Raw genomic sequence first — 22706 nt, 5'->3', positions numbered from 1 at the left:
GGGATGACTCGCGACACCTGTCCGGGATGACGTGAGACAGGGGTCCGGGATGTCCTGAACCAGAACAGCCGTAGCCGTCGCCCGGGGTGCCGGTGAAGCCGGTGGCGATCGTGGTCGGGTAGGTCACCAGCAGCTGCTCGACGCCGGCCAGGCGCGACACGACGACCTGGTTCACGCTCACCGCGTTGCCGAGCAGCACCGGCAGCGTCGGCGCGAGGTCGCGGAGCAGCGCGTCCACCTCGCGCGCCGCGCGGGGGGTGCCGTCGAGGACCCGCTCGAGGTCGTCGTCGCTGCGTGCGAGCGAGTCGGTGATGCCGGCCAGGTCCTCGGACAGGCGGGCGATGTTCTCGCTCTCGCCCTGCTGCGTGGTGAGCACCCGCTTGCCCCGGTTGAGCAGCCGGACGGTCGCGTCGGTGTTGGCGGCGGCCTCGCGGATGAACGTGCTGCCGCTGTCGAGCAGCCGCTGCAGCGGGCGCCCGGTGTCGGCGAACATCGTGCCGAGCTCGCGCACGACCGTGGTCAGGTTCCTCTTCTCGACCGAGCCCACGAACTCGTCGAGCTCGACCAGCAGGTCGCCCTCGTCGACCGGCAGCGAGCTCTGGTCGCCCTCGAAGGTGTAGCCGGCCTCGGCGTAGGGTCCGTCGCCGTCGGGCGGCTCGAAGTCGAGGTACTGCTCCCCCACGGCGGAGAGGTTGTGCACGTACATCGGCGAGTCGGTGGGGAGCCTGGTGCCGTCCTCGAGGGCGAGGTCGAGCGTGACCCCGTCGGAGGTCGCGTCCATCCGGGACACCTCGCCGACCTTGACCCCGCGGTAGGTGACCTGGCTCCCGACGAAGAGGCCGCCGGAGGACGGCAGCGTGGCCTGCACCGCGATGCCGCGCCCGAGGACCCGGTCGACGAGGCCGAGGTAGGACCCGGCCATGTAGACGACGCCGACCGCGCTCAGGACGAGGAACGCGAGGATGCGTGCCTTGACGCCGTGGCTCATGGCGTGCCTCCGTAGAGCGCCGAGGGGCTGGGGTCGGCGCTCGGCGCGCCGTCGCTCAGCGCACGCCCGAGCAGGCCACCGAGCAGCCCGCCCGGCAGCCCCGGCAGCCCCGGCAAATCGGGCAGCCCCGGCAGGTCCGGCAGCCCGCCGCCGGGGAGCGCCCGCACGACGCGGCAGACCGGGTTGTCGGCGTACCGGTCCTTCTGGCAGGTCCTGCGCAGCTGCTCGAGCAGGTCCAGCGAGTCCAGCACCTTGCGGCACGCCTTGCCGGTGATGCTGCCGCTGCGCAGGCACCTCTCGATCTGGGTGAGCGTCTGCCCGGGGTCGGGGAGGATCGGCGGGAGGCCGCCGCCGGACGCACCGTTCGGGATGACGTTCTCGAGGTTGATGTCGGCGCGGATCGAGGTGTTGGCGTAATCGCCCTTGACGATCTCGCTGGCCTCCTTCGGGAACGGGAAGCTCACCAGCAGGTTGATCCCCGGCGCCAGGTCGTCGCCCGCCTTCTCGAGCTGGCGCAGCACCGGCTGGAGGTCGTCGAGCGAGGAGAGGATGTTGTCCTTGCTCTGCCCGATCACCCGCGTGCCGACCACCCCGAGGCGGTCCAGCGAGCGCAGCATCGCGATCAGCTCGTCGTGCTGGGCGGCCAGCACCTCGACCGCGGGTCCGGTGACGTCGAGCGCCCGGGTGATCGTCCTCTTCTCGGCGTTGAGGGTCCGGGTCAGGCTGTTCAGCGACTGCATCGCGCGGACGATGTCGGCCTTCTGGTCGTCGATGGTGCCGACCACGTCCTCCAGCGACCCCAGCAGGTTGCGCAGCCGGTCGGTCCGCCCGTCCATGACCGCGTTGAGCTCACGGGTGATCGTCCCGAGCTGGCCGACGCCGCCGCCGCTGAGCAGGAACGACAGCGCCCCGAGGACCTCCTCGACCTCCGGGTTGCGGCCGGTGTCGGCCAGGTCGATGGTGTCGCCGTCGGACAGCGTGCCGGTCGGCGTCTCGTCGGACGGCGCCTCCAGGGCGACGTACTTCTCGCCCAGCAGGCTGACCTGGCGGATGTCGGCGATCGCGTTGTCGGGCAGGTCGACGGTGTCCTTGATCCGCATCGTGACGCGGGCGTTCCAGCCGGCGCGCTCGACCTCGGTGACCTCGCCGACGGTGACGTCGTCGACCATGACCGGCGACCGGGGTACGACGTTGAGGATGTCCGCGAACTCCGCGGTGACCTCGAACGAGCTGTCCGCGTCCACGGGCGAGCCGGGCAGCGGCAGGTCGTAGGCGCCGTCGAAGTCGCAGGCGGTCGTGGCCAGCCCGAGCGCGGTCAGCCCGACCAGGGTGGTCAGCAGCCGGCGCCTCACGAGCCGCCTCCCATCAGCCGGCCGAGCGAGCCGGCCGAGCCGCCGGCGTACCGCTCCTGGAGGGAGCCGCCCGGGTCCGGTGCCTGCGGGCGGCCCGGCGTCGCCGGCGGGATCGTCGGGAGCTGGTCCTGGACGGGCTCGAGCAGCCGCTTGAACAGCCGGCAGGCGAGGTCGGCCGCGGCGCGGGGCAGGCCGGCCTGCTGCACGACGCCGCACAGGAAGCCGTCGGCGTCCCACAGGTTGCCGCTGATGCCGATGCGCGAGCCGATCGTGCCGGTCTGGTGGTTGAAGGCCAGGCCGAGGTTGCCGATGGCGACCGGCGCGACCCGCAGCGCGGTGTCGATGCTGGACTTCTCGGAGTTGATCGTCTTCATCACCCGGGTGAGCTTCTCGACGTCGGTGACGAGCGCCTGTCGGTTGTCGGCGACGAAGGTCCGGACGGTGCCGACCGCGTCGGCGACCGAGGCGAGCGCGGCCCGGATCTCCCCGCGCTCGTCGGAGAGCTGGCCGGTCACGTCGGCGAGGTCGCGGATGAAGGCCCGCACGAACCGGTCGTTCCGCGCGAGCGTGGTCGTGAACCGGGCGAGCTGCCGGACCGTCTCGAACAGCGGCCCGGCGCCCTCGCCGAACGTCTCGGCGGCCCGCGACAGCTCGACCAGCATCTGGTTGCCGAGCGCGCCCTTGCCGTCCAGCGCCCGGGCGCCGGCCTTCAGCACGTGGTCCAGCGTGCCGTCCTTGTTCACGCCGTTGGGCCCCAGCGCCTCGGAGAGGTCGCGGAGGCTGGAGTAGATCCGGTCCAGCTCGACCGGGACGCCGGTGTCCGGGAGCGGGATGTCCGCGCCGTCGGCCATCACCGCGTCGCCCTTCTGGTACGCCGGCGTGAGCTGGACGAACCGGTCCGCGACCAGCGTCGGGGTCACGATGACGGCCTGGGCGCCCTCGGGCAGCCGGTACCGCGCGTCGTACTCCATCTCGACCCGCACCGAGTTGCCCTCGGGCACCACCTCGGTCACCGTGCCCACGTTCACGCCGAGGATCCGGACGTCGGTGCCCCGGTAGACGCTGACCGCCCGCGGGAAGCTCGCCGTCACCGTCTTCTTCGGGGTGTCGTCGCGGACGACGAGGAAGTAGGTCGCCACCAGCAGCAGGACCGCCATTGCGACCGCGAGCGTCCGCCCGCTCACCCGGCTCAGCGCGTTCATCGATCCTCTCACTGGCCCGCTCCCGGGAAGCCGGGCACGAACTCGCCGGTCGGGATCGCGAGCAGGTTGGACGCGTAGGCGTCGAACCACGGCCCGGTGCCGATGATGTTGCCGAGGATCGAGACGTAGGGTCCGAGCGCGTCGAGCGTCGCCTTCAGCTCCTTCTCCTTGCCGATCAGCAGCGAGAGCAGGTCGTCGACCTCCTGCAGCGCCGGCGCCAGCTGCGCCCGGTTGTCCCGGGCGACCCCGCGCAGCTGGTCGGCGAGGTCGCGGGCGTTGACCAGCAGCAGGTGGATCGCGCGCTTGCGGCGCTTGACCTCCTGGAAAACCAGGTCGCTGTCCTTCATCAGCTGGACCAGGTCCTTGCTCCGGGCGGCGAGCACCCTGCTGACGCCCTGCGAGCTCTCGAGCAGCGCCTGGATCTGCTCGTCCCTGCTGGCGACGGTCCGCGACAGCCGGGCGATGCCGCGGAAGCTCTGCTCGATCTCGGGCGCCGCCTGGTCCGTGGTGTCGGCGACCACGTTGAGCGCCCGCGTCAGCTGGCCGGTGTCGATCCGCTCGGTGGTCGTGGCGAGGTCGCCGAAGACGCCGACGATGTCGTAGGCCGCCTCGGTGCGGTCGACCGGGATCACGTCGTCCTCGCCGAGCTGGCCGTCGCCGGCGGGCTGGAGGTCGAGGTACTTCTCCCCCAGCAGGTTCAGCACCTCCACCGACGCGCGGCTCTGCGTGCCGAACTCGACGCCGTTGTCGACCTCGAAGGTGACCAGCACGGTGTTGTCGTCCTCCAGCGCGAGGTCCTGGACGCGGCCGACCCGGATGCCGCCGACCTGGACCATGTTGCCGACCCGCAGGCCGCTGGCGTCGCTGAACTCCGCGCGGTAGGTGCCGCCCTTGAAGCCGGGGAACTGGGACAGGTTGAAGGCGGCCGCCATCACCAGGAGCATCACCACCACGGTGATGGCCCCCAGCCGGAGGATGCGGGCGTCGCCGTAGGCCCTCATCCGGCGCCCGTCCCGCTGCAGCGCGGCGCGGTGGAGCGGAACTCCAGCTTGTTCAGCATCCCCATCAGCTGCTTGACACCGGGGATGTTCCCCAGGCCCAGCGGCAGCGTGATCCGGCCGCTGAAGCCGCAGACGTAGTAGTTGTACCAGGAGCCGTAGGTGCCGGTCCGGGTCTGGTCGGTCATCGACTCCGGCAGCCGGTCGAGCAGCTCCACCACCTGCTTCCGGTTCTGCTTCTTGTTCAGCAGCGCGGCCAGCTTGCGCAGCTTCGCGACGTCGGACTTGATCAGCGGCCGGCCCTGGCGGATCAGGTCCGCGACCACCGCGGTGAGGTCGGAGAGGTTGCTCAGCGAGGAGCCGATGACGGTGCGGTCGGCGGCCAGGTCGGCCATCCAGTTCTTCAGCCCGACGACCAGCTCGCCGAGCTGCCGGCGCCTGCTGTCGACGGTGCCGAGGGTCTGGGTCAGGTTGTCGACGACGCTGCCGATCAGCCGGTCGCGGTCGGCCAGGGTGTTGGTGAGCGACGCGGTCTTCTGCAGCAGGCCCTGCACGGTGCCGCCCTCGCCCTGGAGCACCTGGATCAGGTTCATGCTCAGGTCGTTGACCTGCTGGGGGTTCAGCGCCGAGAACAGCGGCTGGAAGCCGTTGAACAGCACGGTCAGGTCCAGCGCCGGCTTGGTCTGCCCGACCGGGATGGTGCCGCCGGACTCCAGCGGGTCGGCGCTGGTGTCGGCGCCCTGCTCGAGCGCGAGGTAGCGGTCGCCGACCAGGTTGAGGAAGCGGATCTCCGCCCGCGACGCGGTCGTCAGCGGGACGTCGGCCTGCACCCGGAAGGTGACCAGTGCTCCGGTCCGCTCGTAGTGCTCGACCGACTTGACCTCGCCGACGCTGACGCCGGCGACGCGCACGTCGTCGCCCTCCTGCAGCATGGAGGCACTGGTGAACACGGCGCGGTACGTCGTTCCGGCGCCGAAGCCGACGTTGCCCATGATCACCGCCAGCAGGCCGGTGACCAGGACCGAGACCACGGTGAAGACGCCGAGCTTGACGCCGGCGGCGATGGTCGTGGAGTTCCTGCTCATCGGGCCCGCGCCCCCTGCCGGACCAGCGGGCCGAACATCAGCGCGCCGAGGGAGCCGTAGCTGTCCGCCGACTCGCCGGTCTGCGCGGCGAGGATCGCGTTGACGATCTGCTGCTCGCCCTCGGTGCCGCTGTAGTCGGCGCCCGGCCGGTTCAGCCCGAGGTAGTCGGGGAGCGGCGAGGTGGGCGGGTTCTCGTCGATGTCGCTGCCCTGGTCGAGCGCGACCGGCTTCGCCGGGACCGGCGGGTTCGGCAGGCCCAGGCACCACGGCCCGCGGCCGACCTCGCCGTACGTCGGCCTGTCGTCCTCGTCGTAGGCGCTGTACTGCGGGGTGCCGAGCTCGAGGTACTGCTTGACCTGGTTGCCCTCGAAGGTGCGGGCCAGCCGGGGGGCGTAGCGGGCCGCGCCCTTGAGCAGGCAGGGGAACTCGGGCGAGTAGACCGCGAGCAGCCGCAGCACCGGCGCGGTGACCTCGCCGACCCGGATCAGGTTGGTCTCGTTGGTGGCGAGCACCTCGGTCGAGGTGTCCGCGAGGCCCTGGAGGTCGGAGAAGAACACCCCGAGCTGCTGGCGGTTGTCGACGATCGTCTGGCTGGTCGTGGTGACGTTGCGCAGCACGGCGAGCAGGTCGGGGGCGGCGAGGTCGTAGGTGTCCGCGACGTCGGCGAGCTTGACCAGGTCCTGGCGCAGCGTCGGCAGGTCGTCGGCGATCTGGCCGAGGTAGCCGTCGAGCTGGTCCAGGGTCCGGCCGAGCGCCTCGCCCCGGCCGCCGAGCGCGGTGGCGAGCGCGTTGAGGGTGGCGTTGAGGTCGGCCGGGCGCACCGCGCGGAGCAGCGGGAAGAGGTTGGCCAGGATCCGGCTGAGCTCGACGTTGGTCTCCACCCGGTCCGGCGGGATCACCGCCCCGTCGGCGATCGGGGTGCCGGACGGGTCGTCGGGCAGCACCAGGGAGACGAACTTCTGCCCGAACAGCGTGGTGGGCAGGATCTCCACGCGCACGTTGTCGGGGATCTGCTCGGCCTCGTCGGGCTCCAGCGCCACGTCGATGAGCGCGGTGTCGCCCTGCTGGCCGACCCCGCGCACCTGGCCGACGAGGGCGCCGTTGAGGCGGACGTCGCCGAACTTGGCGAGCTGGAGGCCGGCCCGGTCGGCCTCGATCCGCACCCGGGTGACCCGCTCGAAGGTCTTGTTGTAGATCGCGACGGAGAGCCAGATGAGCAGCGCGATCACGGTGAGGAAGGCGACGCCCGCGACCAGCAGCCGGCGGTGCTCCCGCGGGCTGTCGTGGTAGACGTTGACCAGCATCAGCCGGTGATCCTCACCGTGGTGGTGGAGCCCCAGATCGCGAAGCTGAGGAAGAAGTCGGCCACGACGATCGTCACGATGCTGGTGCGGATCGCCCGGCCCACGGCCATGCCGACCCCGGCCGGGCCGCCGGAGGCGGTGTAGCCGTAGTAGCAGTGGATGAGGATCACCGCGACGGCGAGCACGAGCAGCTTGAAGAACGACCAGAGGATGTCGATCGGCGGCAGGAACTGCAGGAAGTAGAAGTCGTAGGTGCCCGACGACTGGCCGTAGATCATCGTGGTGATCAGCCGCGGCGAGAGGTACGACGCGCTCAGCGCCACGATGTAGAGCGGGATCACCGCGACGAACGCCGCCACGATCCGGGTGGTCACGAGGAACGGCAGCGACGGGATGCCCATCACCTCGAGCGCGTCGATCTCCTCCGAGATCCGCATCGCGCCGAGCCGGGCGGTGTAGCCGCAGCCGACGGTCGCGGCCAGCGCGATCGCGGAGACCAGCGGCGCGACCTCGCGGGTGTTGAAGTACGCCGAGATGAACGCGCTGAACTTCGCGACGCCGATCTGGCTCAACGAGGCGTAGCCCTGGATGCCGACCTCGGTGCCGGCGAAGAACGCCAGGAACGCGATCACGCCGACGGTGCCGGCGATCAGGCTGAGCCCGCCGGCGCCGAAGCTGACCTCGGCGAGGGTGTTGACGATCTCGCGCGGATACCGGCGGATCGCGCGGGGCGCCCAGGCGAGCGCCCTGACGTAGAACAGCAGCTGGTCGCCGTACGTCTCGAGGGAGTCGCGGCGGCCCCTGGCGAAGGAGCCGCCCATCGCGCCGATGCTCGCCATGGCCGTCCCCTCACAGCCCCGGGGGTGGGACGACCTGGAAGTAGATGGCGGTGATGATCGCGTTGAGGAAGAACAGCAGCATGAACGCGACGATCACGGCCTCGTTGACCGCGCGGCCCACGCCGTTGGGCCCGCCGCCCGCGTTGAGGCCCTTGTAGGCGCCGACGATCGCGGCCAGCCAGCCGAACACGATCGCCTTGATCATCGAGATGTAGAGGTCGGGCAGGCTCGCGAGCACGGTGAAGTTCGCGAGGAACGCGCCCGCGGAGCCGCCCTGCACGATCACGGTGAAGAAGTAGCCGCCGCCGATGCCGGCGGAGATCACGATGCCGTTGATCATCGCGGCGACGTACATGGTGGCGACCACGCGCGGCACGACCAGCCGCTCGAGCGGGTCGACGCCGAGGACCTCCATCGCGTCGATCTCCTCGCGGATCTTGCGGGCCCCCAGGTCCGAGCAGATCGCCGACCCCGCGGCACCGGCGATGATGAGGGCCGCCGCGATCGGCGCCGCCTCGCGGACGGTGGCCAGCACCGCGGTCGCGCCGGCGAAGGACTGCGCGCCGAGCTGGCCGGTGAGGTTGCCGACCTGCAGCGAGATGACCGCGCCGAACGGGATCGAGACCAGGATCGTGGGCATCAGCGTGACGCTGGTGATGAACCAGGCCTGCTCGACGAACTCGCGGAACTGGAAGGGGCGGGTGAAGATCCGCTTGGTGACCTCGACGACCATCGCCGCGATCTCGCCGGGGCCGCGGATCACCGACACGGCAGAGAACGCCATCCCTCTCCCTCCCCGGTGTCGTGGTGCAGAGTCGTGGTTCAGAGTCGTGGTCCAGACAAGTCCGGCCACACTAGAACGTGTTCTCATTCGAGGCAACGCCGCCCTCGGCGTGTCCCACCTGCGGACCAGGTAGAACCGGTTCTCCCACTCGCTCAACGACGCTCCTCCCCGCGGGTGACGCGGCCGAAACGTGGGCTGGACCGCGCCGCTCCTACGATGTGGGCGTGGAGATGGAGGTCTGGTCGGCGTTCACGCACGACCCGCGCGACCCGCGCTGTGCGCCGCTGCGCGCCTCCGACCACGACCGGGCCGTGGTGCAGCAGGTCCTCGACGAGGCGTACGCCGATGGCCGGCTCGACCGCGAGGAGCACGACGAGCGCACGCGGCGCGCCGGAGGGCTGCGGCTGCTCGGCGACGTGCACGGCCTGCTCGCCGACCTGGTCGCCCAGCGGCCCGCCGCCACGGCCGGCCGGTCGCTGCTGCACGCCTCGAACTCCGACCTCGAGCGGCTCGCCGAGCGCGCCTGGCGGACCAAGCGCCGGGAGGCGGCCTTCTCCTTCGTCGGCGCCAGCCTGGTCTCGACCGCGATCTGGGTCGCCACCTGCTTCCGCGACGGCGGGTTCGACCCCTACTTCTTCTGGCCGGCGTTCGTGATCGCCCTCAGCCTGCTCAACCTGGTCCGCACGGCGGCGTCGCGCCGCGAGATCGTCGACAAGGAGGTCCGCCGGCTGGAGAAGAGGCGCGAGAGGGACCAGCGGAAGCCCGGCTGGCGCCCGTGACCGGGCGCCTCCACGCCGTCCGCGAGCACCCGTCGGCGGTGCTGCTCGGCGTGCAGCTGGTGGTGATCCTCGCCTACCCCTTCCTCGACGGCTCGGCCGGCGGCCGCGCGGTCATCGGCGTCGTCCAGCTCGGCGTCGTGCTCGCGGCGGTGGCGGCGGTCCGGCTGACGCCGGCACTGACCCGGGTGGCGGTCCTCCTCGGCGCGCCCGCGATGGTCCTCACCGTGCTCGAGGCATGGCGGCCCGACAGCGACACTCTCGTGCTCGCCTCGGCCGCCTTCCACGTGCCGTTCTACTTCTACATCTCCTACGCGATGCTCCGGTACCTCTTCCACGACGACCGGGTCACCCGCGACGAGCTGTACGCGACCGGCGCCGCGTTCACGGTCGTGGCGTGGGGCTTCGCCTACGTGTACGCCGCGTGCCAGGCGATCTGGCCCGGCTCGTTCATCGGCGCGAGCGGCGAGGGCGCACGCAGCTGGTTCGAGCTCCTCTTCTTGTCGTTCAGCACGCTCACCAGCGTGGGCCTGTCCGACGTGGTGCCGGTCGGGGGGCACGCGCGCGCGTTCGCGATGGTCGAGATGATCGCCGGCGTCTTCTACGTCGCGCTGGTCGTCGCCCGCCTGGTCAGCCTGGCGGTCGTGCGGCAGCGCCCTCAGCCATGAGCGTCTTCGGCAGCTTCTCCACGACGAGCCGGCAGAGCTCGTCGGCGACCTCGCGGGTCGACCAGGGAAGTGCTGATCGATGCGGGTGGATGCCAGCGTCGTCTGAGGTCGTGCGATGGCGAGGCGCCGGAGCGTGGGCAGACCGGGCGTCTTTCGAGCGACGGCAACGAAGCCAGCGTGCGTGCCTGGGCGGCGTCTGGCGCCGCCCTTGAATTGATCAGTGCTTCCCTAATGCCGGCACTCCCGAGCCGTGTACACTTAGAGCACTTAGATCATTCGCTACTGCCGGGAGGCGACATGAGCACTGCACTGACCGAGGACGTCCAGGTCCTGCGCTCGGGCCTGGCTGGTGACGAGCCCGAGATCGAGGTGACCCTGCGCCTCCCCCGCGAGAGCGCCAAGAAGGTGCTGGCCCTGCTCGATGCCGAGCAGACGGTCGGCGCGTTGGTCGTACCCGCCAAGCAGGAGTTCACCACGACCGAGGCGGCCAAGATCCTCGGCATGTCTCGCCCGACGCTGATGCGGATGATCGAGCGCCGGGGCATCGAGTTCCGGATGGTCGGCAAGCACCACCGCATCCCGGCCACGTCGATCCAGAAGATGCGCGAGTTCCTCGATGAGGACCACATGGCCGTCGTCGCCGAGCTGGCGAACAAGTACGGGAACGTCGATTGAGTCTGTCGGTCACACTCGCCGTCCACTGGAGCGAGACGATCCTCGACGAGACCACTCGCAACCTCATCAAGCAGCTCGACTTCACACCCGAAGACGCTGACATGCTGGTGGAGCGCCTGAGCCTCTACCTGCCGACGGCTCTCGTGGAGACGAAGAAGCGCGACCAAGCTCGGGTCGCCAAGGTGGAGATGGACGCGAGGGATCGTCACGTCCTCGCCGCTGCCCTATCGGCCAGCGCCGACGTGCTGCTCACTCAGAACACACGCCACTTCCCACAAGAGTGGATGGCCGAGCGCGGCATCGAGCTGGTCGACGCGGGAACGCTGCTCACCCGACTCGCGGCCGACTACCCCGACGTCCTGCGTGAGGCCCACCACCTCGGCGTGAACTCGCGCCCGCAGACCGAGGAGCAGGTCTTCGCGATCTTGGACGACCAGATCGGGCCAGAGGCGACGGCCGTCGTGCACGCGGTCGTCACGTCCGAGCCAGACGCTCAGCGCAACTCGGCCGACTGATTCCCTCCGCCCGCCACGTTGGGCATGCCTTAAGAGGTCCCGCCAGCGGCCGGATGCCTGAGCCGTGCCCCCACCGCCGCCATCTACGATCGCCGATAGTAGGTTTGCTCCCGTGCTTCGCGTCGTGTCCACCGCTCTCGCCGCCGCCGCGCTCGCGGTGGCGCTCGCCCCGGCGGCCTCCGCCCACACCGACCTGGTGAGCTCGTCGCCGGCGGACGGCGCCCGGCTCGACCGGCCGCCGACGCAGGTCGCGCTGAGGTTCAGCGAGGACGTCAGCGCCCGCCTCGCGGCCGTGACCCTGGCCGTCGGCGGCGACGACCTCGGCAAGCTGTCGGTCGCGCAGGGCACCCGGTCGGGCGAGGTGGTCGCCGCCGTACCAGCCGACGCACTGCCGACCGGCCCCGGACGACCCGCGTGGTCGGTGAGCTACCGCGTCACCTCCGCCGACGGCCACCCGATCGAGGGCAGGCTCGGCTTCACCGCGCCGCTGCCCGCCGCCCCGGCGCCCACTTCGGAGCCGACCACCGAGACGGCCACCGAGCCGTCGACCCCGGCCACCACGACCCCGGCAATCCCGGCGTCCGGCGCGGCCGACGACGGCGGGAGCCAGACCCTCGCGACCGTGGTCATCGGCGCGATCGCCGCCGGCGGGGCGCTGGTCGGGTGCGCCCTCCTCGCCCGGTCGCGGCGCCGGGCCGACGGGTCGTGACCCGCCGGGCCGCCCTGCTGGGGCTGGTCCTCCTCGCCCCGGCCACCGCGGTCGGCCTGCTGCTGCTCACGACCGGGCTCGCCGCGGGCGGCCTTCCGGGCCTCCCGTCCGCCGGGCGGGTCACCACCGTCGGCCTGCCGGTCGCGCAGGCCCTGCGCGACGTGGCCGCCCTCACGACGGCCGGCATCCTCACGCTCGCCGTCACCTGCGTGCCGCCCGAGGACCGCGACCGGCGCCGCCTGCTCACCGGGACCCGCCGACGACTCGTGGACGCCGCGGGGTACACCGCCCTCGCGTGGGCTTCCCTGAGCCTGGTGCTGGTCGCGCTGACCTACTCCGACGCCGCGGGCGCCCGGATGAGCGACGACGGGTTCCTCGACCAGGCGATCTTCTTCGGGACCGAGTACGACCTCGGCCGGTACCTCCTGGCCGGTGCCGTGTTCGCGCTGGTGGTCAGCGTCGTCGTGCTGTTCTGCCGGGGCGTGCGGGTCGCCGGCGTCGCGGCCCTCGTCGCCGTCGTGGGGCTCTGGCCGCTGGCGCTGACCGCCCACGGCGCCGGCACCCTCCGCCACGACATCGCGGTCGACGTGCAGTACTTCCACCTGGTCGGCGTCGGCCTCTGGGCCGGGGGCCTGGTCGGCCTGGTGCTCGCCGGCCGCACGCTCGGCGCAGCGACCGCGGCCACCGCGCGCCGGTTCTCGGTCATCGCCGGGTGCTGCCTCGCGGTCGTGACCCTCGCCGGGGTCGCGGGCGCGGTGGTGCGCCTGGAGAGCCTCTCCGAGCTCGGCTCGGACTACGGCCTGCTGCTCGTCCTCAAGACCGTCCTCGCCGGCGTCCTCGGCGCCCTGGGCTACGTCCACCGGCGACGCCTGCTGCCCCGGCTCGACGACGGCTCGCGCTCGGCCTTCCGCCGGCTGGTCGCGGTCGAGGCGGCCGTGATCCTGGCCGCGACCGGCGTGGCCGTCGCCCTCAACCGGACCCCGCCGCCGGCCCGCGACCAGGCCCCCCTGACCCGGACCGAGGACCTGCTCGGCTACCGCATGCCCGACCCGCTCGGTGCGGCCGAGTGGTTCACCGCCTGGCGGATCGACGGCTTCTGGCTGCCGGTCGCGGCCGTCGCGATGGTGCTGTACGTCGTCTGGGTCCGTCGGCTGCGCCGGCGCGGCGACCGGTGGCCGGTCTCCCGCACGGTCTCCTGGCTCGGCGGCTGGCTGATGTTCGTCTGGGCCATCAGCGGCTCCCCCGGCGCCTACGGCCGGGTGCTGTTCAGCATGCACATGGTCCAGCACATGACGATCGCGACCACGGTCCCGGTCCTGCTCGTGCTGGGCGGCCCCGTGACGCTGGCGCTGCGCGCCCTGCGCCCGCGTACCGACGGCTCGATGGGGCCGCGCGAGTGGGTGCTGGCGGCGGTGCACTCGCCCTTCGCCGCGTTCTTCGGCCAGCCGATCGTCGCCGGGGTGATGTTCGTCGCCAGCCTGGTCGTCTTCTACTACAGCTCGCTGTTCGACCTCGCCCTCGAGACCCATACCGGGCACGTGCTGATGATCTTGCACTTCCTCGTCGCCGGGTACCTCTTCTCGGCCTGCCTGGTCGGCATCGACCCCGGGCTGAAGCAGCCGACCTACCCGTTCCGGGTGCTCATGGTGATGGTCGTCTTCGGGTTCCACGCGCTGTTCTCCGTCTCGCTGATGGCGAGCAGCAAAGTGCTGGCCGAGGACTGGTTCGGGGCGCTCGACCGACCGTGGGGGCGGACGCTCGCCGACGACCAGTACCTGGGGGCGTCGCTGGGCTGGGCGCTCGGCGACTACCCCCTGGCCCTGCTCGCGGGCGTCCTGGTCTACCTGTGGGTGCGCGCCGACAAGCGGGAGAGCGCCCGCTTCGACCGGCAGGAGGAGCGCGAGGGCGACCGGCAGCTCGCGGCGTACAACGCCCGGCTCCGCGAGCTGGCCGACCGCGAGCAGCGGTGACCCTCGTCTACGATCCTCCTTAGTAGTAGTCCGTCCGGCGGGAGGTGGCGCGTGCGAGTCCTGGGGCAGCTCGAGGCCGCGGTGATGCAGCGGCTCTGGGACGCCGACGGCCCGATCTCGGTGCGCGAGGTGCTCGAGGACCTGCAGCGCGACCGCGCCCTCGCCTACACGACCGTGATGACCGTGATGGACAACCTGCACGGCAAGGACCTGGTCCGCCGCCACAAGGAGGGCCGCGCCTACGTCTACGAGCCGACGATGAGTCGCGAGGAGCACACCGCCGCGCTGCTCGGCGACGTGCTCTCGGCCAGCTCGGATCGCAGCGCCGCCCTGCTGCACTTCGTCGGCCAGCTCGACGACGACGTGCTCCACGACCTCCGGGCGGCGCTGGACCGGGGCGTCGACGCGTGACCGCCCTGCTCGTCCTCGGCTTCGCGCTGGTCGCCTCCGGCGCCGGCGTCCGGCTGCTCTCCTCCGCGCGCTGGCCGGCCCGGCGTCCGGCCCTGGGCATCTGGGCCTGGCAGACGCTCAGCGCCTCGGTCGCCGTCGCGCTCGTCCTCGCCGGCGTGGTCCTCGCGCTGCCGGAGTCGCCACTCCACGACCCGGTCGCCGCCCTGCTGCGGGCGTGCTCCCTGGCGCTGGCCGAGCACTACGCCACGCCGGGCGGCCGGCCGGTGGCGCTCCTCGCCGGCGGGCTGTCGCTGGCGCTGGCCGGCCGGCTCGCGGTCCTCGCGCGGCGAGACCTCCGCGCCGCCGCCGTACGCCGGGCGGCCCAGCGCGACGTGCTGACGCTGGTCGGGCGCGACCACCCGGAGGGCTTCACCGTCTTCGACCACGCGACCCCGCTGGTCTACTGCCTGCCCGGCCGCAGCGGCACCGTCGTCGTGACGAGCGCCGCCCGCGACGCGCTCACCGACCATCAGCTCGAGCTCGTGCTGGCCCACGAGCGCAAGCACCTGCGCGCGCACCACCACCTCGCGCTGTCGTTCTCCGCCGCGCTCAGCCGGACCTTCTGGGGCGTGGCCCCGTTCGGGCTGGCACACGACCGGATCGCCGCGCTGGCCGAGATGCAGGCCGACGACGCGGTCGCCCCTGGAGCCGACCGCCGCGACCTCGCCCGCGCCCTGCTCTCGCTCGCCCCCGCGAGTCCCGCGACCGGTCTCGCGCTGGCCTCCGGCACCCACGCCCGCGCGGCGCACCGCGTGCGCCGGCTCATCGAGCCCGCCGCGCTCCCGCGCCGGGGCGGCACCGCCCTGGCCGCCGGCGTCGGCCTGGCCGTCCTCGTCGCGCCGTTCGCCCTCGCCGTGGTCCCGGCGGTCGAGGTCGCCGTGCGCGACTGCTGCCCGGCCGCCGTGATCGACCTCCCGACCGGGCCGCGCTCGGCTCCCCCCGAGCGCCGCCGGTAGCGGCTGCACCAGCGTCGTGCGGAGCCGGCGGCGGGTCGTCGTGGCCCAGACACTACTATTCGTCTTAGTAGACAACTCTCCGGAGCCGGGAGGCCTCGACATGGAGCGGTACGACGCGGACCACGGGGCGCCGGCCACGTGACCACCCCCGTCTCGGAGCGAGCCCTCGCCGTCCTCCTGCTGGTCGCCGGCGGGATCGGCTTCCTCGCCGCGGCCATGCTCCTCGGCGAGAAGATCGCGATCCTCGCCGACCCCGAGCACGAGCCGAGCTGCACCATCAGCCCGATCCTCAACTGCGGGTCGATCATGCGCACCGACCAGGCCGAGGTCTTCGGGTTCCCCAACCCGATCCTCGGCGTGGCCGCGTTCCCGGTGGTCGTCACGACCGGGGCCGTCCTGCTCGCCGGCGCCGCCCGGCTGGCCCGGTGGTACTGGCTGGGCCTCCAGGCCGGCGTCACCTTCGCGCTCGGGTTCATCGGCTGGCTCGCGTTCCAGAGCCTCTACCGGATCGGCGCCCTCTGCCCCTACTGCATGGTCGTCTGGGCCGCGGTGCTACCGCTGTTCTGGTACGTCACCCTCCGCAACCTCGGCTCGGGCGCGCTCGGCGAGCGCGTCCGGGAGTCCGCGGTCGTCCGGGGCCTGATGGCGTGGCACGCACCGATCCTGCTGGCGGCGTACCTGCTGCCGATCGTGCTGATCGCGATCCGGTTCTGGTCCTACTGGTCGACGCTGGTCTGAGCCGTGGACGGTGCCCAGGACGCGATCCTCACCGGCTCGCTCGTCGTCGCGCTGCCGGTCGCGCTGCTGGCCGGGCTGCTGTCGTTCTTCACCCCCTGCTCCCTGCCGCTGGTGCCCGGCTACCTGTCGTACGTCGCCGGGATGGCCGGCTCCGACGCCGGCTCCGACGCGCCGGCCGCCCGGCACCGCACACTGCTCGGCGCCGTCCTGTTCGTGCTCGGGTTCGCGGTCGTGTTCGCCAGCTACGGCGCGCTGTTCGGCGCGCTCGGCGCTCAGATCCAGTCCAACCAGGACACGATCATCCGCGCCGCCGGCGTGCTGACGATCGTGCTCGGGCTGCTCTTCGCCGGCGCCGCCGGGCGGCTGCCCGTCCTGAGCCGGACCGTGCGGCCACGCTGGCAGCCCCGCGTGGGGCTGGCCGGCGCTCCCCTGCTGGGCGCCGTCTTCGGCGTCGGCTGGACGCCCTGCATCGGCCCGGCCCTGGCCGCCGTGCTCACGCTCGCGACGACGTCCTCGACCGCCGGCCGCGGCGCCGTCCTCTCCCTGGCCTACGCCCTCGGACTCGGGATCCCGTTCCTGCTCGCCGCGCTCTCGCTGACCCGCGCGATGCGGTTCTTCGCCTGGATCCGGAGGCGGGGCCACTGGCTCACCCGCGGCGGCGGGGCGCTGCTGGTGCTCGTCGGGATCCTCCAGGTCAGCGGCGTCTGGTCCGAGATGATCGCCCGGCTCCAGGTCGTCGTGGCCGGGTGGCAGGCGCCGATCTGAGCCGGTCCTGACGATCAGTCCCCGTCGTCCCCGTCGTCGAGCAGGCCCTCCCTGCGGGCCGCGGCCACGATCCGGCGGACGTTGGCGAGGGCGCCGCAGTCGTCGTCGATCTGCCGGTTGCGCTCGGTCGCGAACTGCTCGCCCAGCTCGGCGCGGACCCGCGGGCCGACCTCCTCGCGAGCCGGGTTGAGGATGGTCAGCTCCTCCTCGGTGAGGTGGTGGTTGACCAGCCGCGCCAGCTCCTCGACGGCGTCGTCGAAGGCCCGGGTGTCGGTGCCCTTGAGCTCGAGGACCGCGAGCAGCGCCTCGTTGCCCTCGGCGTGCTCCTCGACGCCGTGGTCGGCCTCCTCGTCGTCGACGGCGCTCTTGCGCTTGAGCCTCGGGTAGACGCACCTCTCCTCGGCCTCGGCGTGCGCGACGTGCAGCGCGGCGAACGCCCGGCGGACGGCGTCCCGGTCCTGGCTGCTGTCGCGCAGGTCGCGCAGCAGCGCCTCGAAGCGGCGGTGGTCCTCCAGGATCAGCTCCACGACGTCGCCCTGGAGCGGGCGGCCGAGGTCGATGCTCGTACTCATGGCCCGTGGGTTACCCGGCGCGGGCCGAGAGCACACCCTCCAGCTCGTCGCGGTCCACCACGGCGCGGGTGCGGACCCGGTAGCGGTAGACCTGGACCAGGCCGAGCGCCCAGAGGACGTACTGCGTCGACATCGCCCACCGGAAGTCCGCCGGCGTGTAGGCGGTGCTGCTGCCCGGCGTCCGCCAGTCGAGGACCAGGCCGATCGCGATCACCAGCAGCAGGCTGGCGACGAAGCCGCCCTGGTTGATGATGCCGCTGGCGCTGGCGAACCGCTCCTTCGGGTTGGACGTCCGGCCGACGTCGAAGCCGATCATCGCGGCCGGGCCGCCGACGCCCACGACCACGACCAGCACGACCAGCAGCCAGGTCGGCGCCTGGCCGGGCCAGGTCAGGACGGCGGTCCACACCGCGACGATGCCGGTGACGATCGCGAGCACCAGCGTCGAGCGGTGCCACGGGTGGTGGCCGACCAGCCAGCCCAGCGCCGGGCCGGCGGCCATCACCGCGAGCACCATGATCGTGAGCAGGAGGCCGGCGGTCGCCGCGGACTGCTGCTCGCCGCGGACGAGGAACGGGTAGCCCCACAGCAGCGAGAGCGTGGTCGCGCTGAACTGGGTCGAGAAGTGCATCCAGAACCCGAGTCGGGTGCCGGGGTGCGCCCACGACGCCGCCAGGCTGGCGCGGACCGAGGAGAACGACATCGACGGCCCACGCAGGCGTCGCCGGGTCGGGCTGTCGTGCAGCAGGAGCAGGACCGCGATCGCGAGCAGTACGCCGACCGACGCGGCGAGCAGGTACGCCGCGGTCCACCCGAGGCGGCCGAGCGCCCAGGTCATCGGGACCGCGGCGAGGACCGCGCCGAGTTGGCCGAGGGTGCCGGTCAGCTGGGTCATCAACGGGATCCGCCGGGCCGGGAACCAGCTCGACACCAGCCGCAGCACGCAGATGAACGTCATCGCGTCGCCCATGCCGACGAGCACCCGCGCGGCCAGGGCGGTGGCGTAGCCGTCGGCCAGCGCGAACCCGGCCTGGCCGGCCGTGAGCAGCACCGTGCCGGTCAGCAGCACGCTCCGGGAGCCGAACCGGTCGACCAGCAGGCCCACGGGGATCTGCATGGCGGCGTACACCGCCAGCTGGAGCATCGTGAACGTCGCGAGCTGGGCCGCGGAGATGTCGAACCGCTCGGAGGCGGCGAGCCCGGCGACCGCGAGCGAGGAGCGGTGGAAGACCGCCACCAGGTAGACCACCAGGCCGACCGCCCAGACCGCATAGGCACGGCGGATGGTCGACGTCACTCCCGCGAGTCTATCCGTCGGTGGTCGACCGCCAGCACCATCAGCTCGCGCGCGTACGCGAGCACATCTCGGCGGTGAACGGCGAAGAGAACGCAGATGGTGACGACTGCGAGGATCCAGTACGAGTTGCCGGCCAACCGCTCCCCGACGCTCCAGGCGCGTCCGTAGTCGTCGCCCACGCGGTCGAAGGGTGACCCGACCAGAAGTGCGAGCCACGCCGCGCCGAGGGTCATGCTCACCGGCCTGAGCGAGGCGATCAGTGCGACGGCCAGGTAGCAGGCCCACACCCAATGGTGGGTCCAGGAGATCGGTGAGGCGATGAGCATCGTCATCCCGACCAGACCGAGACCGATCGGACGGTCGCCGGGCAGGCCCCTGGCTTGAAGTGCTGCGGACACCAGCAGCCCCGGAACGGCGAGGGCGACGACGACAGCGACCCACAGGGCCGGAGGCGGCTCGTCATCGAGGGCGCGGCTCAACACTCCCAGGGTCGACTGGTTCCCGACGTAGGCCGTGCTGCCCACGCGGCTGGAGTCCCACAACAGCGTCGTCCAGTACTCGACCGACTCGCGGGGCAGAGCGAGAAACCCGACGAGCACGGTCAGGAGAAACCCGCCTATCGCCCAGATGCCCGCGCGGCGCGGGCGGACCAAGGCACTCCACGCCACGAAGACCAGCGGGGTGAGCTTGATGCCTGCCGCGAAGGCCGACATCGCTGCGAAGCCGGCGTCTCTCACCCGGGGCTTGGCCGACAGGAACGGCAGGCAGATGGCGGCCATCAAGAGGATGTTCACCTGTCCGAAGCCGAGGGTCCCGCGCACCGGGCCGGTCTGCAGACTGACGATGAGCGCGATCAACGCAGCTGGCGGAGCGAGGCGTCGGGCGGTCTCGGACAGGGAACTGCGAAAGACGAGATAGAGCAAGGCACACGAGGAGAGGGTCCAGACGAAGGCGGCGAGCGGGAGGTCGGGGGCCGTGGCAACGCGCAGCACGAGAGCTCCGAACGGCGGGTACGTGAATGTCAGCGAGCTCCCGTCGAGGTGGGTGTCGTACAAGTTCCCGTCGCTGAGCGCCGCGGTGGCGGCCTGGTAGATCTGCAGATCGAGGAACGGCCTGGGGCTCGTGTCCCGGTCGACGGCGGCCGCCATCGACAGCGCGACGCCGAGTGACACCACGATCGCCGAAGCGAGCGCTGCCGCCTCCGAACGCCGTGATCGCGGTTGTGTCGAGCGATACCGAGTGGTCTCCGACGCGTGCGCAACGTTCCTCTTCATCGGCCCCTCGGTACCGTCCGGCGTCTCGGCAGTCGGATGATCGCGCGACCTGCGGACGATCAGCGACGACATCCTCCGCATGCGTGGCCGCCGACCGATGAACGCGACGTGGCCGCTACACGACTCACGAGCAAGCAGAGTCTCGGGACCACCGACGCACTCAGTCGAGGCAGAACTCGTTGCCCTCGGGGTCCCGCATCACGATGTGGCCGCCCGACATCGGCGGGGCCGGCTCGTGGCGCTCGACCCGGGTGGCGCCCAGCGCGACCAGACGGTCGGCCTCGGCCTCCAGCGCCGCCATCCGCTCGTCGCCGACCAGGCCCGGGGCGGCGCGGACGTCGAGGTGCAGCCGGTTCTTCGCCGCCTTGCCCTCGGGCACCCGCTGGAAGAACAGCCGGGGGCCGACGCCGTCCGGATCCTGCGAGGCCGAGGCCAGGTTGCGCTTCTCCTCCGGCAGCGTCGCGGAGAACGCGTCCCAGGACTCGAAGCCCGGCGGCGGTGGCGGGAACTCGTAGCCGAGCACGTCGTTCCAGAAGAGCGACAGCGCGCGCGGATCCGCGCAGTCGAAGGTCACCTGCACCTGCTTCACGGTCATCTCGCACCTACATCGATCATCTGTCGCAGCTCCTTCTTCAGGTCGCCGATCTCGTCGCGCAGCCGGGCCGCGAGCTCGAAGTGCAGCTCGGCGGCCGCGCCCTTCATCTGGTCGGTGAGCTCCTGGATGAGCTGGGCGAGCTCGGCGCTCGGCAGCCCGGCGAGATCCTTGCTGTGCTGACCGGCCTCGCCGCCGGCCGTCCGGGACAGCGCCGGCACCGGGGCCTTGCGGTTCTTCGGGTCCAGGTGCTGCCAGGTCTCGAGCAGCTGCTGGGTCGACTCGTCCTCGCGGGCGAGCATGTCGGTGATGTCGGCGATCTTCTTGCGCAGCGGCTGCGGGTCGATGCCGTTCGCCTCGTTGTAGGCGACCTGCTTGGCCCGGCGGCGGTTGGTCTCGTCGATCGCCGCCTCCATCGACGGGGTGATCCTGTCGGCGTACATGTGCACCTGGCCCGACACGTTGCGCGCCGCGCGGCCGATGGTCTGGATCAGCGACTTGTCCGAGCGCAGGAAGCCCTCCTTGTCGGCGTCCAGGATCGACACCAGCGACACCTCGGGCAGATCGAGCCCCTCGCGGAGCAGGTTGATGCCGACGAGCACGTCGTACTGCCCCAGGCGCAGGTCGCGCAGCAGCTCGATCCGCTTGAGCGTGTCGACCTCGGAGTGCAGGTAGCGGGTGCGGACGCCGGCGTCGAGGAGGTAGTCGGTGAGGTCCTCGGACATCTTCTTGGTCAGCGTGGTGACCAGCACCCGCTCGTTGCGCTCGACCCGGGTGTTGATCTCGTGGATCAGGTCGTCGATCTGGCCCTTGGTCGGCTTGACGACCACCTCGGGGTCGACCAGGCCGGTGGGGCGGATGATCTGCTCGACGCATGATCCCCCGACCTTGTCGAGCTCGTAGTCGCCCGGGGTCGCCGAGAGGTAGATCGTCTGGCCGATCCGGTCGAGGAACTCCTCCCAGCGCAGCGGCCGGTTGTCCATCGCGCTCGGCAGCCGGAAGCCGTGGTCGACCAGGTTGCGCTTGCGGGACATGTCGCCCTCGTACATGCCGCCGATCTGGGGTACGGCGACGTGCGACTCGTCGACGACGAGCAGGAAGTCCTCGGGGAAGTAGTCGAGCAGGCAGTTCGGCGCCGAGCCGCGGCTGCGGCCGTCGATGTGCATCGAGTAGTTCTCGATGCCCGAGCAGGAGCCGACCTGGCGCATCATCTCGACGTCGTAGGTGGTGCGCATCCGCAGCCGCTGCGCCTCCAGCAGCTTGCCCTCGCGCTCGAATCGGGCGAGTTGGTCCTCGAGCTCGAGCTCGATGCCCGTGATCGCCCGCTCCATCCGCTCCGGCCCGGCGACGTAGTGGGTGGCCGGGAAGACGTAGAGCTCGGTGTCGTCGGTGATCACCTCGCCGGTGATCGGGTGCAGCGTCATCAGCCGCTCGATCTCGTCGCCGAAGAACTCCACCCGGACCGCGAGCTCCTCGTAGACCGGGAAGATCTCCAGGGTGTCGCCACGGACCCGGAAGGTGCCGCGGGTGAAGGTCAGGTCGTTGCGGGTGTACTGGATCTCGACCAGCCGCCGCAGGATCGAGTCGCGGTCGTGCTCCTCGCCGACCTTCAGGCGGATCATCCGGTCGACGTACTCCTGCGGGGTGCCGAGGCCGTAGATGCAGGACACGGTGCTGACCACGATCACGTCGCGCCGGGTGAGCAGGCTGTTGGTCGCCGAGTGGCGCAGCCGCTCCACCTCCTCGTTGATCGAGGAGTCCTTCTCGATGTAGGTGTCGGTCTGCGGGACGTAGGCCTCGGGCTGGTAGTAGTCGTAGTAGGAGACGAAGTACTCGACCGCGTTGCTCGGGAAGAGCTGGCGCAGCTCGTTGGCGAACTGGGCCGCGAGCGTCTTGTTCGGCTGCATCACCAGGATCGGCCGCTGCAGCTGCTCGGCCACCCACGCCACGGTCGCGGTCTTGCCGGTGCCGGTCGCGCCCAGCAGCACGACGTCCTGGGTGCCGCCCCGGATGCGCCGCGAGATCTCCGCGATCGCCGCGGGCTGGTCACCCGACGGCTGGTAGTCGGACTCCACCCGGAACGGCGCCACCCGGCGCTCGAGGTCGGTCACTGGTCGCATGGCTTCGAGCCTAGGGAAGCACTGATCTTTGGGACAGTGCGGCCCGGCGTGTGGCGTGGCTGGTGGGATCGCGAAAT

The 22706-nt window shown here is 71.6% G+C and carries 23 protein-coding genes; 10 read left to right on the top strand and 13 right to left on the bottom strand.

Annotated elements, in window-relative coordinates; genetic code table 11:
* The 8 genes from ACYVKX_RS03345 to ACYVKX_RS03310 all read right to left on the bottom strand — a co-directional run.
* Window positions 1-988 (bottom strand): MCE family protein (locus ACYVKX_RS03345; RefSeq protein ID WP_460829147.1); only part of this gene is annotated, 988 nt, incomplete at its 3' end.
* Window positions 985-2340: an MCE family protein gene (locus ACYVKX_RS03340; RefSeq protein WP_460829146.1), complete on the bottom strand. Its 1356-nt coding sequence runs from the start codon at window positions 2338-2340 to the stop codon at window positions 985-987. The genes ACYVKX_RS03345 and ACYVKX_RS03340, both read right to left, overlap by 4 nt.
* Entirely contained in the window at window positions 2337-3542 is a 1206-nt protein-coding gene (locus ACYVKX_RS03335) for an MCE family protein (RefSeq protein WP_460829145.1), read from the bottom strand. The genes ACYVKX_RS03340 and ACYVKX_RS03335 overlap by 4 nt, the downstream gene beginning before the upstream one ends.
* An 8-nt stretch (window positions 3543-3550) precedes the next feature.
* Window positions 3551-4543 carry an MCE family protein gene (locus ACYVKX_RS03330; protein WP_460829144.1) on the bottom strand — a complete coding sequence of 331 codons (993 nt, stop codon included), beginning with the start codon at window positions 4541-4543 and terminating at the stop codon, window positions 3551-3553.
* Window positions 4540-5625, bottom strand: a complete 1086-nt coding sequence (locus ACYVKX_RS03325) for an MCE family protein (RefSeq protein WP_460829143.1) — start codon at window positions 5623-5625, stop codon at window positions 4540-4542. The genes ACYVKX_RS03330 and ACYVKX_RS03325 overlap by 4 nt, the downstream gene beginning before the upstream one ends.
* Window positions 5622-6929, bottom strand: a complete 1308-nt coding sequence (locus tag ACYVKX_RS03320) for an MCE family protein (RefSeq protein WP_460829141.1) — start codon at window positions 6927-6929, stop codon at window positions 5622-5624. The genes ACYVKX_RS03325 and ACYVKX_RS03320 overlap by 4 nt, the downstream gene beginning before the upstream one ends.
* Entirely contained in the window at window positions 6929-7768 is an 840-nt protein-coding gene (locus tag ACYVKX_RS03315) for an MlaE family ABC transporter permease (protein WP_460829140.1), read from the bottom strand. Before ACYVKX_RS03315 ends, ACYVKX_RS03320 begins: the two co-directional genes overlap by 1 nt.
* A 10-nt stretch (window positions 7769-7778) precedes the next feature.
* Complete coding sequence (locus ACYVKX_RS03310; RefSeq protein WP_460829139.1) at window positions 7779-8552, bottom strand: MlaE family ABC transporter permease; 774 nt, start codon at window positions 8550-8552, stop codon at window positions 7779-7781.
* A 230-nt stretch (window positions 8553-8782) separates the two neighbouring features.
* Here ACYVKX_RS03310 and ACYVKX_RS03305 point away from each other — a divergent pair, with 230 nt between their 5' ends.
* From ACYVKX_RS03305 to ACYVKX_RS03260, 10 genes are all read left to right on the top strand, one after another.
* Window positions 8783-9331 carry a DUF1707 SHOCT-like domain-containing protein gene (locus tag ACYVKX_RS03305; RefSeq protein WP_460829149.1) on the top strand — a complete coding sequence of 183 codons (549 nt, stop codon included), beginning with the start codon at window positions 8783-8785 and terminating at the stop codon, window positions 9329-9331.
* Window positions 9328-9996 (top strand): potassium channel family protein, encoded by a 669-nt coding sequence (locus ACYVKX_RS03300; RefSeq protein WP_460829138.1) that lies wholly within the window; start codon window positions 9328-9330, stop codon window positions 9994-9996. The genes ACYVKX_RS03305 and ACYVKX_RS03300 overlap by 4 nt, the downstream gene beginning before the upstream one ends.
* A 297-nt stretch (window positions 9997-10293) precedes the next feature.
* Window positions 10294-10671, top strand: coding sequence for a helix-turn-helix domain-containing protein (locus tag ACYVKX_RS03295; RefSeq protein ID WP_460829137.1), 378 nt, complete (start codon window positions 10294-10296; stop codon window positions 10669-10671).
* Window positions 10668-11186 (top strand): PIN domain-containing protein, encoded by a 519-nt coding sequence (locus ACYVKX_RS03290; RefSeq protein WP_460829136.1) that lies wholly within the window; start codon window positions 10668-10670, stop codon window positions 11184-11186. Before ACYVKX_RS03295 ends, ACYVKX_RS03290 begins: the two co-directional genes overlap by 4 nt.
* Before the next feature lie 112 nt (window positions 11187-11298).
* On the top strand, window positions 11299-11895 hold the full coding sequence (locus ACYVKX_RS03285) for a copper resistance CopC family protein (protein ID WP_460829135.1): 597 nt from the start codon (window positions 11299-11301) through the stop codon (window positions 11893-11895).
* Window positions 11892-13865 (top strand): cytochrome c oxidase assembly protein, encoded by a 1974-nt coding sequence (locus ACYVKX_RS03280; protein WP_460829134.1) that lies wholly within the window; start codon window positions 11892-11894, stop codon window positions 13863-13865. Before ACYVKX_RS03285 ends, ACYVKX_RS03280 begins: the two co-directional genes overlap by 4 nt.
* A 51-nt stretch (window positions 13866-13916) precedes the next feature.
* Window positions 13917-14276, top strand: coding sequence for a BlaI/MecI/CopY family transcriptional regulator (locus tag ACYVKX_RS03275; protein ID WP_460829133.1), 360 nt, complete (start codon window positions 13917-13919; stop codon window positions 14274-14276).
* Window positions 14273-15271, top strand: a complete 999-nt coding sequence (locus ACYVKX_RS03270) for a M56 family metallopeptidase (protein ID WP_460829132.1) — start codon at window positions 14273-14275, stop codon at window positions 15269-15271. Before ACYVKX_RS03275 ends, ACYVKX_RS03270 begins: the two co-directional genes overlap by 4 nt.
* 138 nt (window positions 15272-15409) lie before the next feature.
* Window positions 15410-16009: a vitamin K epoxide reductase family protein gene (locus ACYVKX_RS03265; RefSeq protein WP_460829130.1), complete on the top strand. Its 600-nt coding sequence runs from the start codon at window positions 15410-15412 to the stop codon at window positions 16007-16009.
* Window positions 16010-16012: 3 nt separating this feature from the next.
* Window positions 16013-16774: a cytochrome c biogenesis CcdA family protein gene (locus tag ACYVKX_RS03260; protein ID WP_460829128.1), complete on the top strand. Its 762-nt coding sequence runs from the start codon at window positions 16013-16015 to the stop codon at window positions 16772-16774.
* A 14-nt stretch (window positions 16775-16788) separates the two neighbouring features.
* Here ACYVKX_RS03260 and ACYVKX_RS03255 read toward each other — a convergent pair whose 3' ends face one another.
* The 5 genes from ACYVKX_RS03255 to uvrB form a co-directional block, all read right to left on the bottom strand.
* Window positions 16789-17346, bottom strand: coding sequence for a hemerythrin domain-containing protein (locus ACYVKX_RS03255; RefSeq protein ID WP_460829127.1), 558 nt, complete (start codon window positions 17344-17346; stop codon window positions 16789-16791).
* 10 nt (window positions 17347-17356) lie between these two features.
* Window positions 17357-18643, bottom strand: a complete 1287-nt coding sequence (locus ACYVKX_RS03250; protein ID WP_460829126.1) for an MFS transporter — start codon at window positions 18641-18643, stop codon at window positions 17357-17359.
* Window positions 18640-19989, bottom strand: a complete 1350-nt coding sequence (locus ACYVKX_RS03245) for a glycosyltransferase 87 family protein (RefSeq protein ID WP_460829124.1) — start codon at window positions 19987-19989, stop codon at window positions 18640-18642. Before ACYVKX_RS03245 ends, ACYVKX_RS03250 begins: the two co-directional genes overlap by 4 nt.
* 88 nt (window positions 19990-20077) lie before the next feature.
* On the bottom strand, window positions 20078-20512 hold the full coding sequence (locus tag ACYVKX_RS03240; protein ID WP_460829122.1) for a VOC family protein: 435 nt from the start codon (window positions 20510-20512) through the stop codon (window positions 20078-20080).
* Window positions 20509-22629 (bottom strand): excinuclease ABC subunit UvrB, encoded by a 2121-nt coding sequence (gene uvrB, locus ACYVKX_RS03235; RefSeq protein ID WP_460829120.1) that lies wholly within the window; start codon window positions 22627-22629, stop codon window positions 20509-20511. The genes ACYVKX_RS03240 and uvrB overlap by 4 nt, the downstream gene beginning before the upstream one ends.
* Window positions 22630-22706 lie beyond the last annotated feature (77 nt).

Source organism: Nocardioides hungaricus (assembly GCF_054782915.1).
The sequence above is the reverse complement of the archived record's forward strand: the minus strand, read 5'-3'. Positions and strand labels throughout refer to the sequence as shown.

Coding starts and splice junctions, on each gene's coding strand:
- ACYVKX_RS03305 (WP_460829149.1), top strand. CDS start 8,783: ATGGAGGTCTGGTCGGCGTTCACGCACGACCCGCGCGACCCGCGCTGT.
- ACYVKX_RS03310 (WP_460829139.1), bottom strand. CDS start 8,552: ATGGCGTTCTCTGCCGTGTCGGTGATCCGCGGCCCCGGCGAGATCGCG.
- ACYVKX_RS03295 (WP_460829137.1), top strand. CDS start 10,294: ATGAGCACTGCACTGACCGAGGACGTCCAGGTCCTGCGCTCGGGCCTG.
- uvrB (WP_460829120.1), bottom strand. CDS start 22,629: ATGCGACCAGTGACCGACCTCGAGCGCCGGGTGGCGCCGTTCCGGGTG.
- ACYVKX_RS03330 (WP_460829144.1), bottom strand. CDS start 4,543: ATGAGGGCCTACGGCGACGCCCGCATCCTCCGGCTGGGGGCCATCACC.
- ACYVKX_RS03315 (WP_460829140.1), bottom strand. CDS start 7,768: ATGGCGAGCATCGGCGCGATGGGCGGCTCCTTCGCCAGGGGCCGCCGC.
- ACYVKX_RS03245 (WP_460829124.1), bottom strand. CDS start 19,989: ATGTCGTCGCTGATCGTCCGCAGGTCGCGCGATCATCCGACTGCCGAG.
- ACYVKX_RS03320 (WP_460829141.1), bottom strand. CDS start 6,929: ATGCTGGTCAACGTCTACCACGACAGCCCGCGGGAGCACCGCCGGCTG.
- ACYVKX_RS03335 (WP_460829145.1), bottom strand. CDS start 3,542: ATGAACGCGCTGAGCCGGGTGAGCGGGCGGACGCTCGCGGTCGCAATG.
- ACYVKX_RS03325 (WP_460829143.1), bottom strand. CDS start 5,625: ATGAGCAGGAACTCCACGACCATCGCCGCCGGCGTCAAGCTCGGCGTC.
- ACYVKX_RS03240 (WP_460829122.1), bottom strand. CDS start 20,512: ATGACCGTGAAGCAGGTGCAGGTGACCTTCGACTGCGCGGATCCGCGC.
- ACYVKX_RS03255 (WP_460829127.1), bottom strand. CDS start 17,346: ATGAGTACGAGCATCGACCTCGGCCGCCCGCTCCAGGGCGACGTCGTG.